9 protein-coding genes are annotated in these 13,985 nt (G+C 70.8%); 6 read left to right on the forward strand and 3 right to left on the reverse strand.

Annotation, left to right across the window (positions count from 1 at the left end):
* Nucleotides 1–137 precede the first annotated feature (137 nt).
* The 3 genes from A949_RS33035 to eccE form a co-directional block, all read right to left on the reverse strand.
* Complete coding sequence (locus A949_RS33035; RefSeq protein WP_019355901.1) at nt 138–3,506, reverse strand: SCO5717 family growth-regulating ATPase; 3,369 nt, start codon at nt 3,504–3,506, stop codon at nt 138–140.
* A gap of 113 nt (nt 3,507–3,619) precedes the next feature.
* Complete coding sequence (locus tag A949_RS0110160) at nt 3,620–4,324, reverse strand: hypothetical protein (RefSeq protein ID WP_019355902.1); 705 nt, start codon at nt 4,322–4,324, stop codon at nt 3,620–3,622.
* Nucleotides 4,324–5,703: a type VII secretion protein EccE gene (gene eccE / locus A949_RS0110165; protein ID WP_078565384.1), complete on the reverse strand. Its 1,380-nt coding sequence runs from the start codon at nt 5,701–5,703 to the stop codon at nt 4,324–4,326. The genes A949_RS0110160 and eccE overlap by 1 nt, the downstream gene beginning before the upstream one ends.
* A gap of 247 nt (nt 5,704–5,950) precedes the next feature.
* Between eccE and eccB the strand changes: the two genes are divergently transcribed.
* The 6 genes from eccB to A949_RS0110195 all read left to right on the forward strand — a co-directional run bounded on the left by eccB (nt 5,951) and on the right by A949_RS0110195 (nt 13,661).
* Nucleotides 5,951–7,471, forward strand: coding sequence for a type VII secretion protein EccB (eccB, locus tag A949_RS0110170; protein WP_019355904.1), 1,521 nt, complete (start codon nt 5,951–5,953; stop codon nt 7,469–7,471).
* Between the two features lie 17 nt (nt 7,472–7,488).
* Nucleotides 7,489–8,826: a type VII secretion-associated serine protease mycosin gene (mycP, locus tag A949_RS0110175; protein ID WP_019355905.1), complete on the forward strand. Its 1,338-nt coding sequence runs from the start codon at nt 7,489–7,491 to the stop codon at nt 8,824–8,826.
* A 139-nt stretch (nt 8,827–8,965) separates the two neighbouring features.
* Entirely contained in the window at nt 8,966–9,589 is a 624-nt protein-coding gene (locus A949_RS35505; protein WP_158687568.1) for a hypothetical protein, read from the forward strand.
* Nucleotides 9,590–11,513: 1,924 nt separating this feature from the next.
* Nucleotides 11,514–12,764, forward strand: a complete 1,251-nt coding sequence (locus A949_RS0110185; protein WP_237735785.1) for a S8 family serine peptidase — start codon at nt 11,514–11,516, stop codon at nt 12,762–12,764.
* A gap of 72 nt (nt 12,765–12,836) precedes the next feature.
* On the forward strand, nt 12,837–13,229 hold the full coding sequence (locus tag A949_RS0110190; RefSeq protein WP_019355908.1) for a WXG100 family type VII secretion target: 393 nt from the start codon (nt 12,837–12,839) through the stop codon (nt 13,227–13,229).
* 111 nt (nt 13,230–13,340) lie between these two features.
* Complete coding sequence (locus A949_RS0110195; RefSeq protein ID WP_019355909.1) at nt 13,341–13,661, forward strand: WXG100 family type VII secretion target; 321 nt, start codon at nt 13,341–13,343, stop codon at nt 13,659–13,661.
* Nucleotides 13,662–13,985 lie beyond the last annotated feature (324 nt).

Below are 13,985 nucleotides of genomic sequence, written 5' to 3' on the forward strand. Positions count from 1 at the left end.
CGGTCCCGCCGGCGGCCTCGTCCGCATCGGTCGGGTGGGTCGAATCCGGCGGATCGGCCGGGCGGAAGCAGGTGAGGGGCGGTCGGACCAGGTCCGACCGCCCCTCACCTGCTTTCCGGTTCCGGGGGAGGCCCCCGCTACTGCTGCTGCGGCCAGCCGCCGCCGGGCTGGGGCTGCCCCGGCTGTCCGGGACCGCCCGGGTGGCCCTGCTGCTGCGCGGGTCCGGGATAGCCGTAGCCGCTGCCGCCCGCCCCGTACGGCGGCTGCTGTGCGGGCGGTGGGCCGCCGGGCACGCCGCCCCCCGGATGCCCCGGCTGAGCGCCGTGCCCCGGTACCCCGCCCTGGCCCGGCATCGGGGGAGCGAGCTGCGGCGGCGGGTTGCCGTCCGCCGTCCACAGACCCTGCTGCTGCTGGGCCCGCGCGAAGTCCTCGGCCACCATGGCGGACAGGTTGAAATACGCCTCGCGTGTCCTCGGCCGCATCATCGTCAGATCCAGTTCGGCTCCGGCGGAGAGATGCTCGTCGAACGGGACGGTGACCACACCGCGGCACCGGGTCTCGAAGTGCGCCACGATGTCCTCGACCCGGATCATCTTCCCCACCTCGCGGACCCCGGAGATGACCGTGATGCTCCGCTGCACCAGCTCCGAGTAGCCGTGCGCGGCCAGCCAGTCGAGCGTCGTGCTCGCGCTGCTCGCGCCGTCCACCGACGGCGTGGAGATGATGATGAGCTGGTCGGCCAGGTCCAGCACGCCCCGCATGGCGGAGTACAGCAGACCCGTGCCCGAGTCGGTCAGGATGATCGGGTACTGCCTGCCCAGCACGTCGATGACGCGCCGGTAGTCGTCGTCGTTGAACGTGGTCGAGATGGCCGGATCGACGTCGTTGGCCAGGATCTCCAGCCCGGACGACGCCTGGGAGGTGAACCGGCGGATGTCCATGTAGCTGTTCAGATACGGGATCGCGGTGACCAGGTCGCGGATGGTGGCACCGGTCTCGCGCCGCACCCGGCGGCCGAGCGTGCCCGCGTCCGGGTTGGCGTCGATGGCGATCACCTTGTCCTGGCGCTCGGTGGCCAGTGTCGAGCCCAGCGCCGTGGTGGTGGTCGTCTTGCCGACGCCGCCCTTGAGGCTGATGACGGCGATCCGGTAGCAGGACAGCACCGGCGTACGGATCACATCCAGCTTGCGCTGCCGCTCGGCCTCCTCCTTCTTGCCGCCGAGCCTGAACCGTGGACTCTTGCCCGACTGGGGACGCGGCTTCTTCTTGTTGTTGATCAGCCGGTCCGAGGACAGCTCGACCGCCGCCGTGTAGCCCAGCGGCGAGCCGGACTGGTCCACCCGGCGCGGATCGACGGCGCCGGGATGCGGCTGGAGCGGCGGCTGCCCCTGCACGGGCGGCTGCCCCTGTCCCGGCGGTGGCACCTGGCCGGGATGCGGTGCCTGCGGAGGCGGCTGCCGGCCCGGTGCGGGCTGCGGCGCTGGTGCCTGCTGCGGTGCCGGGGCGGGTGGGTACTCGGGTGTATGGCCGGCCGGACCGGGCCGGTCCGTCTCCGGCCGTGCCGGGAACCGCTCCTGACCGGGCTGCGGCTGACCGGGCTGTGCCTGGCCCGGGGGGAGCCGGTCGGGCTGGAACTGGTCGGGCTGCGGGGGGGCCTGCGGCGGCACCGGCCGGCCCGGCCCGGACCCGTACGGCTGGCCGGGCTGCACCTGCCCCGGAACCGGCTGCCCCGTCTGCTGCCGAACGGGCGGCACCGGGGCGCCGCCGGGCTGCTGCCCCGCCTGCGGGTAGCCGTAGTGACTCCCCGGCGCCTGCTCCGGCTGCCGGCCCGGTGCCTGCTGCGGCTGCTGCGGGAGTTGCGGATTCCGCGGCGTATGCGGCTGCGCCGCTGCCTGCGGTGCGCCGAGCGGTGCCTGCGGATCCGGGACCCACGGCGCCTGTCCCTGAGGTGCGCCGAGCGGCTGATCAGGGCTCGGCGCACCACCCGTCTGCTGTGCCGGTACGGAGGCCTCACCGCCGTGGTGCCAACCCTCCGGCGCACCACCGGCGTCGTCGTCCCGCGCCGCACCTGCCTCGGGTGCTCCGCCACCGCTGCCCGGCCAACCGGTGCCGGCCGCCGGTGCGGCCGCGGCGGGCTGGAAGTCCGGCGGCAGCGGGGGGAGTCCCTGCCCGTCCCCCAGCGTGCTCCCGCTGCCCTCGACGGGCGGGCCGTTCTCCCGCCGCAGCGGGTGCGGCGGCATCGCGTCGCGCGGCTCGTCGCCCTGCGGCTGCGGCGCCGTCCGCGGAGGCGGGGCGTCCACCAGCCGTTCGCTGGAGGGCGCCTCCAAATCGAAGTCGTAGGAGGCCGGGATCGCGTCCTCCGGCTCCGCCGCTCCCGCCTCGTCGACCGCATGGCCTTCCCCCGCGGCCTCCGGCGCCGGAACGGTGCCGCTGTGTGCGGCAGGCCCCGCATCGGTCCGCAGGTGCGTCGCGTGGCCCGTCGTGGCGTCGCCGTCGTCGCTCTGCGGTGTGTCGGCGCCGGCCGCATCGCCGGCCTGCTCCTCCTGGGCGTGCGCGGCGATCTCGCGGCGCAGCGCCGCGGCGGAGAACCGCATGGTGGCACCGTCCTCGATCGCGCCGGGGACCTCCGGCACCGCCGAGGCGACCGGCGCCTGCTGGGCTTCCCCGGGCTCGGGTGCCGGCTCGGGGGCGGGCCACGGCTCGGACTCGGGTCCGTCCCCGGCCAACTCCTCGGGCGCCGGCGCGGTGTCCGGTGCGGGCGCGGCCGCGGAGGGCGCGCGCCAACTCGGTGTGGCGGTGTCCGGCGGTGCGTTCTCCGCGTCCGGCTCCGCCCGGTCGGTCTCGGCGCCGAAGGAGTCGGGCCCGAGCACATCGGCTGCTGCGTCCGTGTACCGCGCCTCGGGGCCCGCGTCCGGTTCGGCGACCGCGAGGTCCGCTCCGCTGTCCTGGCCGCCCGTGTCGGTCGGAGCGGGCGCGTAGGGCTGCTCCGACTGCTCCTCCGGGACGTGTGCTCCGTCCGCGGCGCCCGGTTCCGCCTCGGCCGGGGGCGTCGCCGCACCCGGGCCCTGCTCGCTCAACGGCGTCAGCGAGGGGAAGGCGGGCAAGTCCGCCGCGGGCTCGGCAGCGGAACCGCCGTACGGTCCGGTGACATCGGCTCCCCCGGGAGGAACGGCGCCACCCGGATCCCGGTGGTCCGGCTGCGGCGGTACCTCGGGCGGGGCGGGGGCCGCGGCGTCCGGCGAACCCGTCCACCAGTCCCGGTCGTACCGCGCATCGCCGTGACCCGCGCCGGCCGCATCGGCCGGCGGTGCGGGCGGTGCGGCCGGCGCCGCCTGCGGGGGCTCCGGCCTGCTCGCCGCGTCCTGCGTATACCAGGCAGGCGGCGTGTAGTCGATGGTGAACTGGCCCGTCGACTCCGTATCGCCCTCGGCATCCGCTTCCGCGTCGAGCTGGTCGGAGCCGGGCATGGTCCCGCGGACGCGGATCTCGTCCCGGTCGCTGCTCACAATGCCTCCTGCTGTGGTCATTCACCCCGGTTTTGCCGCGCGTCCGCCCACGCGCGCAAGTCCAGCCTAATCATCGCAACTGTCGTTCGGGCACCACGGTCGTGCGCCCTGCGTCAGTCCAGTCGGCGCGGAGACCCCAGCAGCCCCGACTCCGCGTCGGTCGGCTGCGTCAGCGCGTACTGCCTCTCCCGCCGCGTGCACCACAGGGTGACACCGTCGCCCAGCGTGGAGAGCGCCTGCACCTCCTGCGGGGGCAGTTGCATGAGGCGCCCGATCTGCCGCGCCTCGTCCGGCGAGACGCGCTGGACACCGACCAGCGACGCGCTCCGCAGCAACCTCGGCGCCACCGGGCTCAGATAGGGCAGCAGCGTCAGCACCGACTGCCACGGCATCGACGCCACCCGGCCCCGCGGAGGCCGCATCCCGCAGTCCCGGACGACCAGCACCGGGCTGCTCACCGTCGGCCCCATGGGCGGCACCCGGCCCACGTCGTAGAGCGAGATGCACTCCTGGCCCGCGCCCGCCGCCTGCACCAGGTTGGTCCACACCGGGGCCCGGCCCGTCTCCACCGCGACCCGGGCGCCCGCCCCGGCCAGGCGCAGCGCCAGCACCTGCGCCGTCCACAGACCGCCGATGAGCACCACGTCGTAGGGGGAAGGGTGGTGGAAGCCGACGACCTGGGGCCGCCCTTCCGCGTCGTTGCCGACCAGCACGCCGTCGTCCCCGATGGGGAGGGACAGCGCGGCCAACTGCTCGGCGGGCACCCCGTGCTCCGTGCGGCGCGGCCCCATCAGCCCCCGTGTCCAGCGGCCGGCCATCAGTGCACACCTCCCAGCGGCAGCGTCGCGAAGACGCCCGGGAGCTGCTCTCGGTCCAGCCGCACCAGCCCGACCCGCGCCGAACGCGCGCCGCGCTCCAGATGCTGCCGGGCAGCCGCCAGTTCGTTGTCCGAACGTGCGGTCACCCGTACGTGCCCGCTCACCGTGACCGCGCCGCGGCGCACCGAGCGGCCCAGCGTCAGGCTGAACGTCGTCGTCAGTGTCGGTGCCGAGGTCAGCAGCGCGACCAGCCGGGGGAGCGGGGTGGCGGCCCGGCCCAACTCGGGCCAGCGGCCGATCCCGTAGGTGGTGTGCCACCGGTCGTCGCACCGCCAGGCCCGCGTCGACTCGCTGGTGCGCCGGGTGGGAGCCGCGTCCGGCCGGCTCGCCCTGGCCGTCGCCGCCGGGCTCACACACGCGGAGGTCGCCACCGCTGCCGTCAGATCCTGCTCGTTGAGCACCGTGGCGACGAACCCGGCCCCCGTCACCCGGCTGGCCAGATGGTCCGCGGCGCGTATCAGGCAGCGCTGAGCACCCTCCAGTCCACCGCCGCGCGCCTCGACCGCGTCGGGGGACAGTTCCGGATCGAATTTCAGCGCCACCCAGGTCAGCCGTACCGCGGGCGAGCCCGTCTGCTCCTGCAGCGGCCCGTAACTGCGCCGGGCGACCGACTGCTCCGGCAGGTGCGGGGCCGGTGCCGGCTGGACGTGCTGCACGATCTGCACGGAATCCAGCGAGATCCCGTCCACCTCGAGGGCGTCCTGCATCAGCTCCAGCGGCAGGGCGCGGGCCCCGAACGCCGGGCGCAGCGCGCTGGGCGCGGCCTCGATCCGCACCAGCGCGGTGAGGAACGTCCCGTCGCCCAGCATCCCGGTGGTGCGGCGCTTCCTGTCGACATACGCGTAGGTGCGCAGTGCCGGAGCGCACTCCACCAGAGGAAGGAAACTGGCGTCGATCCGCTCGCCCCCCTCGTCCAGCACCATCGCGGGCGTCAGCGGCTGCGCCGCAGCCCGCCGCCGGGCCCGCAGCGCCAGCAGCGTGCCGACCCAGTCGTGCACCGAGCGCTGGTGCCTGCGCATCACCGCCAGCGCCACCAGCACGGCGGCGACCACCACGGCCGGGACCAGCAGCAGACGGTCGACGGCCGCCGCGACCAGCAGCACCGCCACGGCCAGCTCCAGCAGCACAAGTTGTTGCAACTGAAACGGTCCGAGGCGACGGGTGCGCGACTCGGTGCGCAGGGCCGTCGAGGCGGGCACCCGGGAGCCGGGCCGCGGCGTCCGGGAGGCGGACGCGGTGCCCTCCGGGCGCCGGGGGGCACCCGGCCCCGAGCGGCTCGCGGTGCCTGCCGCACCCCGCGCCCGCGTCGCAGATCCCATCCGAGAAGGCCCCCTCATGTCCGAATTCGCCCCCCTCGTCCGGGGTGTTGGGCGGGCGATCACGATACCGGAGCGGCACAAGGCAATCCCCAACCGGCATAGTAGGGGCCCGGCCCGACAATCGGCAGCGCCCGCGGGCGCCCGCCGGGCCGGTGGGCGGTACCGTTCCGGACCGGCCACCGCCGTTCGGGCCCGGGCCCGGCGGCTGCGGGGGACAGCAGGGACTTCAGGGGAGCGTCTTTCACTCATGGCATCACGGCGCGACGAGCTCAATGCCTACACCTTCGCGAAAAAGCGGTTGGTGGCGGCGTTCCTCCAACCGTCACCCACAGGCACCGAGGAAGGCGCCCCCCGCCCGCTGCGCGGGATTCTCCCCGGATTCGTCGTCGGCGCGCTGATCCTCGCCGGATTCGGGGCCTGGGGGATGTTCAAGCCGAAGGCGCCCGAGGGCTGGGACACTCCGAAGGAGAAAGTCATCATCGGCTCGGAGTCGACCACCCGCTACGTCGTCCTCGAGACCGACGGCAAGGCGCAACTCCACCCGGTGCTCAACCTGGCATCGGCCAAACTGCTGCTCGACCCGGGCAAAGGCGAGGTCGTCAAGGTCGACGAGAAGGTCCTCGACAAGGGCGACATCCCGCACGGCGCCACCCTCGGCATCCCCTACGCACCCGACCGGCTCCCCGAGGGCAAGGAGGCGGGTGAGAAGAAGCGCTGGGCGGTCTGCGAGCGGCCCAGCCAGGGAGAGCGGGCCGTGCAGAAGGCGGCCTTCGTGCTGGCCGACCGTGACAAGGACGCGGTCGAGGGCGACGACCGGCTGCACGGCGGCGAACTCATCTACGTCCAGGGGCCGGACGACCGGCTCTACGTCGTGGACCGGTCAGGCAACAAGTACCGTGTCGCCCGCGACGAGACCCTGCTGCGCGTCCTCGTCGGGGACCGCCGTCCCCAGCGGGTCTCCCGGGAGTGGCTGGCCACCCTGCACACCGGCGACAACATCTCCTTCCCCCAGATCCGCGGCCGGGTCGGTGAGGAGGCCGGTGTCTCCGGCCTCGACCCGAACACCAACCGGGTGGGCACCGTCATCCGGTCGACCTCCGGCAACCACATGCAGCAGTACCTCGTGCTGTCCGGCAAGGTGCTGAGGATCAGCGACTTCATGGCGCAGCTCCTGCTCGCCTCCGAGCAACTGCTGCCCCTCAAGCAGAACGGCGCGGCCACCACGGTCAGCGCCAGCGCCTTCTCGCCCTCCGGCAGCTACGGCGACAAACTCCGCTGGCCCGAGGAGAAGAGCTACGCCGTCAACTCCGCCGGCACGCGTTCCGGCAACCGCAACGTGGCCTGCAACGTGCTGCGCAAGGTCGACGGCAAGAGCGGCGCCACCACGCTCTCCACCTGGCTCGGCAAGGAGTTCCCCGAGCAGCTCCCCACCGGCACCTCCAGCGCCTACGTCACGCCCGGAACGGGTCAGCTGCTGCGCCAGTTCAAGGGCCGCAGCCCGGACGTCGGCGGGATCTTCCTCGTCACCGACACCGGGCTGCGCTACGCGATGCAGAACAACACCGACAGCGAGCAGGGCGACTCGGGCATCGGTGAGGACAGCAGGAAGTCCAAGCAGCAGAAACAGCAGGCGGAGAGCCAGAACGCCCAGCGCAGGCTCGGGTACGAGAAGGTCAAGCCCGCGCCCGTGCCCGCCGAATGGGCCGCCTTCCTGCCCATGGGCCCGCGCCTGTCCACCGGTGACGCACAACAGCCGCAGGGCTCCTGAGCGGGGTGACGAGGACGATGCACAGCAGCGAGACGACGCCCCCGGCACACGGCGCCCGGCGCGGTGTCCGCCCGACCCCGCTGCGGCGGCAGACCCGGCGGGCCCTGCGCCGCGCCGCGGCGACAGCTGCTGCCGTGGCGGTCACGGCCTCCACGCTGGTGGTCACCGCGGCGCCTCCGGCCGCCGCGGACGTCAGCACCCAGTGCACCTTCCCCGCGAAGCCGTTCAAGGGCCGCCCCTGGTCGCTGCAGCGGGTCCTCCTCAACGAGCTGTGGCGGGACACCGACAAGGGCGCCGGTGTCCGGGTCGCGGTCATCGACACGGGCGTCGACATCGAGAACAAGCAGCTCACGGATGCCGTCGATGCCGACGCGGGGAAGAACCTGCTCCCCAAGAAGCCGAAGAAGGACAAGGAGACCGGCCGCGCCACCCCGCGCGGCAAGGCCGACGGCACCTCGGACGAGGTCGGCCACGGCACCAAGGTCGCGGGCATCATCGCCGCGCGCCCGGACGACGACACCGGCTTCGTCGGCCTCGCCCCCAAGGCGACGATCATCCCGATCAAGCAGAACGACGCCAACGGCAGCGGCACCGCCCTCTCCCTCGCCGACTCGATCGACTACGCGGTGAAGGCCGGCGCCGACGTCATCAACATCTCCCAGGACACCGCCGAGGCCCTGAAACCGGACTCCTCGCTCGAGCGCGCCGTGCAGCGCGCCGTCCGCGCGGACATCGTCGTCGTGGCCTCCGCCGGCAACGACGGACTGGGCGGCAAGGACAAGGCCACCTATCCGGCCTCCTACCCCGGCGTCCTCGCCGTCGCCTCCTCGGACCGCAACAACGAGCGCGCCCCCTTCTCGCAGGCCGGTGACTTCGTGGACGTGGCGGCCCCCGGTGTCGACATGGTCTCGACCGTCCCCAAGGGCGGCCACTGCATCGACAACGGCACCAGCTTCTCCGCGCCCTATGTGGCCGGCGTCGCCGCCCTGCTGCGCGCGAAGCACGACAAGGGCGCCGACAAGTGGTCCCAGCAGAACATCGTCGCGCAGATCGAGCAGACCGCCGAGCGCTCCGTCCCGGGCCACGACCGCCTCGTCGGCTGGGGTGTCGTCGACCCGGTGGCCGCCCTGACCGAGGACGGCAAGCGTCTCGAGCGCCCCGAGGCCGAAGAGGGCGTCGAAACGGGCAAGAAGCCGACACCCGCCAAGCTCCAGCTCGGAGAGACGGAGCAGGAACGGAACGAGAGGCTGGGAACCTACGTCCTTGTCGGCGGCGGCACCCTCGTCGCCGTGGTCGTGGGCACCTCGGTCGTCCTCCGCGACCGCCGCCGCAAGGGCACCCCGGCGGGACGCTGACAGCTGCCCGCACTGTCGGAGGTGGTTGCGAGAATATGAGCAGTGTGCCGCTCGCGTGCCACACGTCACGGTCCTGCTACACCAACTGCTGGTCCTTCATTTGCAGTTGGAACGTGCTGGACTCGCCTACTACAGTGATGTGAACGCCGTTCCCACGGGGCCGCCGAGCGCCGGAACCGTGGAGAACGAGCAGAGGACCTGGCAGAAGGGGGGAGCCATGGGGGAGTTGGGTCCGGACGGCAGGGAGAGGCGACCGCCGGTGCTGCCGCCGGTGAAGGCGTCGTCCCCCACGCAGGGGGGCCAGGATCTGGAACGACGCGCCGAAGCGCTGAAGAAGCTGAAGAAGCGGATCGACGGTGTCATCGCGGAGCTGGACACCTCACCTGCCGCGAAGCACAAAGTCTCCAGCAGGCGAGTCACCCGGAAATCGCTCAGTGGGGAGAGCATCCACTACGTCGAAGCGGACGACCTCTTCGCCAAGTGCGGCGAGGTACACGAAACCCTCACGCTCCTCTCCTCCACCCTCCGGGACCAGATCGACGCGACGGGTATCGCCATCAAAGGCTGTGATCAAGGCTTCGACGCCCTGGACGAGGAGGAGAAGCGTCGCTTCTGGCGGATCCAGGCTCGCGCGCAGGCCGCGGAGAAGAAGCTGAAGCACCCGGACGGTGAGGGGGGCCGGGGAGAAAGAGAGCAGGAAAAGGACGCCGGGGCGCCTACGGAAGACCAGCACAGAGGGGACTCAGGCGGGACCGAATGGTGATCGGCAGGCTCACTCCCGGGAACAGGAGGACGCATGGGCGACAAGGGGAACAGTGAATCGGTTGACCCTTTTACGGGGAAGGGATACACGGCCGCTGAGATGCCGGAGGACCCTGTGCTCCCGGCAGAATTCAGCCCTTTTCTCAACCCGCCGAAGATGCGGAAGCCGTCGGCCACGCAGAAGCCTGAGCTCTTTCGCGCTCCTGGCGCCGGCCCCCTGGCCCCACCGGTTGTCGGTTCGGGCGGAGGCACGGACTTCGAGCCCTACCGCCTCAACCAGATCGTGGACCTCGTCCAGGACGCCGTCCCCGAGGAACTGGAGGACGTCGGGGACGCTCTCTGGGACGCTGCCCGCGCCATTAGGAAGGCCGCGGAGGAGCTGAAGACCTACTTCGACGGGGTGGATTCCGGGTGGAAGGGAGAGGCGAAGGAACACTTCTCCACGTGGGCCACGGGCCTGCACCGGGACACCCTCAAGCTCAGCGAATACGCGGGTGCTGCCGGTACGCAACTCAAAGCGGCCGGCTTCGGCCTGTCCATGGTCCAGTCGTCGATGCCGGACCGGGACCCGAAGGAGGACAAGATCTACGGGCCCTACGTTCCTCCCAAGATCACCGGCAAGTCCACGCCTGAGCTGCGCGAGCGGGAGAAGAACCGCCAAGAGGCAATCCAACTGGCGGGCAAGCTGAGTTCGTACTACACGGTGGCGCTCACGAACATCAAGGTTGCGGAACGGAGCAAGCCAACGTTCGGGGCGATGCCGGATGTGGGAGTGCCGCCGGTGTCTCCGGGCTTCGACCAGGACCACACGGGCGGTCCTGGCGGGGGAGGCGGTCAGGGGCCGGTAGCAGCGGCGCCCTATGTTGCTGGAAGCTCTTCAGGGACGACGGATCACGTGGCCGCGGCTTATGTACCTCGCGGTGAGGAGGGAATCAGCAGGACTGACCCTCTTGCTCCCGGCCATCGTCTCGAAGAGCCGGTGCGCCCGGAGATGTCCGTAGCCACGGACATCGACAGTGCTCCTCCCGCGCCCGTCGTGAAGCCGATGGAGCCTGGCGCCCCGCCCCACTTTCCTCCGACAACCGGCCAGCCCGGCATGCCGTCCGGTGGGCCTCCGAGCCCCGGCCCTGTCGTCGTTCCGCCAGGTAGTCCGCCGTCCGTAGGGCGGATGGTTCCGCCGACCGGCCGGATTACACCTCAGCCCCCTGGCCGAATGGGCCCCGGCGCGTCCGGGCCCCAGCGGCCCTACATGCCGCCGCCGACCAACGCCGGACGGACCGGGCAGACGGGTCCCACCGGTCCTGGACGCCAGGCTCCGATGCGGCCGGGGCCTATGAGCCCGGGCACTTCAGCGACGACAAATCGGGACGCCGGCCGAACGGGACCCCGGGCGCCCGGACGTCCCGGACCGATGGGTGTTCCGCCGGGCACGACGGGCCCGAACGGTGGCCGTGGAACGGACCCCGGCTCCGCTCGCGCATCCCAGCGGGGCGGGGTTGTGGGTGGTACACCGAGCCGTTCCGGGAGCGGTGAGACTCCCGCAAGCTCGTCGAGGCAGCGTGGAACGGTCATCGACGGGCAGGGCGGGGCGGCTGCACGGCGGCCCATGGGGGCCACCCCGCCCGTCAACACCGTGGGCTCGGGTGGAGCGTCCGGTGCGACCGGTGGGCGGAGTGGGTCCGGCAGGAAGAAAGCGACCGGTCGTGAAGGCGTAGTCGGAGAGCCCCGCGATGACGAATCCGGGCAGCGGCTGGACGCGCGGATTGCCATGCCCGGAGGCGCTGGTCTGGTGGTGGGAGCCGCGCAGCCATCGTCGAGTGATGAGCGGCGTCGGCAGAAGCGGCGCCCGGACAAGTCGACGGAAGAGGAACAGGAGAAGCCGACCGGGCGGCGCGGGAGCGTACCGCCGGTTGTCGAGTGACCCGGTGAGAGCGTTCATGGCAGCAGGAACACGAGAGCATCGAAAAGGGCGCCGCCTTCTTGCCGGAATCCCCCTAATCGGGGCGTGGGCGGCCTGCCTGGTCGGGCTTGCCCCGGTTGCGAATGCGGAGGGTGTCCAGGCCCAGGAATGGCACCTCAAAGCCATGCAGGCCGAGAAGATATGGAAGGTCAGCACCGGTGAAGGGATCAAGGTGGCCGTCATCGACACCGGTGTCGATGCGACCACTGAGTCCCTTCAAAGCCGAGTACTTCCAGGCAGAGATGTTTCCGGCGCTCCGGGTGACGAGACACGAGATGACGAGGGCCACGGTACGACCATGGCCGAACTCATTGCAGGCTCCGGGAAGGGCGGAACCCTGAAAGGGCTTGCGCCGGGCGCCAAGATTATCCCGATCCGCACCAATCTCAATGGCATGAAGGGCGCTGACAAAAAGAAGGAGCACCTCGGGGAAGCCATCAGGGCGGCGGCCGACAGTGACGCCCGCGTCATCAATATGTCTCTCGGGGGGACGGCTCCTCATCCTTCCATTCAGGAAGCGGTGGAGTATGCGGCCAAGAAGGGTAAGCTTCTGTTCGCGAGTGCCGGAAACGACGCCCAGAAAGGCAATGAGGAGCACTGGCCTGCGGCGTATCCCAACGTGGTAGCTGTGGCGTCGATCAACAAGGCAGGAAAAGTCGCCGACTATTCCAACTACGGCCAGCATACGACTCTATCCGGGGCGGGTGATGACCTTCCCGAATGGTGTGACGGTAAGAAGCAGAGGTACTGTCCCGGAGGGGGTACCAGTTCTGCCACCGCCATTGTCTCGGCCTCCGCGGCCCTGATCTGGTCCCACCACCCGAACTGGACGTCGAATCAGGTCCTCCGAGTCATGATCAAAACCGCGGGCCTGAAGGGCGATAAGCCCAGCAAGTACGTGGGGTTCGGCGGAGTTCGCCCTCGCATGAACCTCCTGGAAGGTGAGGGCGATCCCGGCGATCCGGATATCAGTCCCCTTACCGGTGAGCGGACGTTGCACACGAAGCCGAAGGACTCCGGCCAGAACTCGGACGCCAAGGGCTCCGGCAAGGAAGACTCGGACAAAGGGGCTGCCCCTGACAAGGTCGAGGTGGCAGACTCAGAGCGCGAAGACAGTGGCAACGCGCAGCTCTGGTGGGCTGTTGGGGCCGGCGCAGCGGTGCTTGTCATCGGCGGGGGAGCTGTTCTCTCGATCAGGCGGGCTCGCCGCGGATGACTGACTATGACCGACCATCACATCACCGTTCAACCGATGCGCCGAAGGCGCAACGATCCGTAGGGAGGCGCAATGGGTGACAAGCAGAATGTAGATGACAAGACTCTCAAGTCGCTGGCGAATGAGCTCGAGGAAATGATGGGAGCCATCTCCGGGCGAGTCACGCGTCTGAACCAGCTCATCGACAACCTTGAGGGCGCTTGGCAGGGTGTCGCCAAGGGGGCCTTCGACCGGGTCCAGCGGGGTATGAATGACGACCTCCGGGTTCAGCGAAGGATCATGGAAGGCTTCGTCGGGTCGATCCACGGGAACCTCGGCATCAAGGACTCGAACGAGGACGACATCGTCCAGAGCATGAACAAGCTCGGGAGTGGCGAGAACCCTCAGCATTTCTCGGCGACCGGGCCCGACACCACGCAGGGTTCCCTGGCCGGGGCCTACTCCTCCAAGCTCAGCCAGATGTGACGGTCGCGCCGCGCCGACCGTTCAGAAGCGAGCCCGTGTAACACAAGTAGCGCAGCGCGGCGGCAAGGCCGCGCTCTTTTCAGGCCGTGAGCCGAGATGTAGGGGAATCACATGGGGTACAACAACGGCGATCACCTCAAGGTCACATACAGCAGTCTGGACGCTGCCGCCGACGCCATCATGAAGGAAGCGAAGCACCTTCGTGCCGACATGGAACGGGTGCAGCAGAAGGTTCGCTCCGTCTCCGAGATCTGGGAAGGCGAGGGACAGCGGGCCTACCAGCAGGCTCAGCACGGCTGGGACCAGAAGGCCGACGACATCCAGAACCGCCTCCTGGCGATCGCGGCTGAAGTCCGGCAGGCCAGTGGCACATACCTCGCGGGCGACAAGCGCGCAGCGGCGATGTTCGACCAGTTCAACAGCCGCGGGTAACTGTCCCGGCGGGATCCCGGCTTGGACGGGCAGAAGGTGGGTGCGTGCGGGAGGCGCCCACCTTCTGCGTCACGGTTCAACCCGGCGCACACCTCATGCCCACCTTCAGCGGGCCATGTGTCCTCGACTTGGCATGGCTCACCCCGCATACGGACTCGCCTCGGCTGGACGGACACCGGTAGCGCCGGGATGCGGCTCGGAGACAGATGATCAGAGGCCGCTCAACTGATCAGAGGCCGTTCAACGGCGCAGATCTTGCGGGAAGCCGCCACTGACGGTCACGGACGAGCGGGTCTCCGTTCGGCGCCGAAACGAGAAGACCGC

The sequence above is a fragment of the Streptomyces sp. AA1529 genome, from assembly GCF_000280905.1.
Classification (GTDB): domain Bacteria; phylum Actinomycetota; class Actinomycetes; order Streptomycetales; family Streptomycetaceae; genus Streptomyces.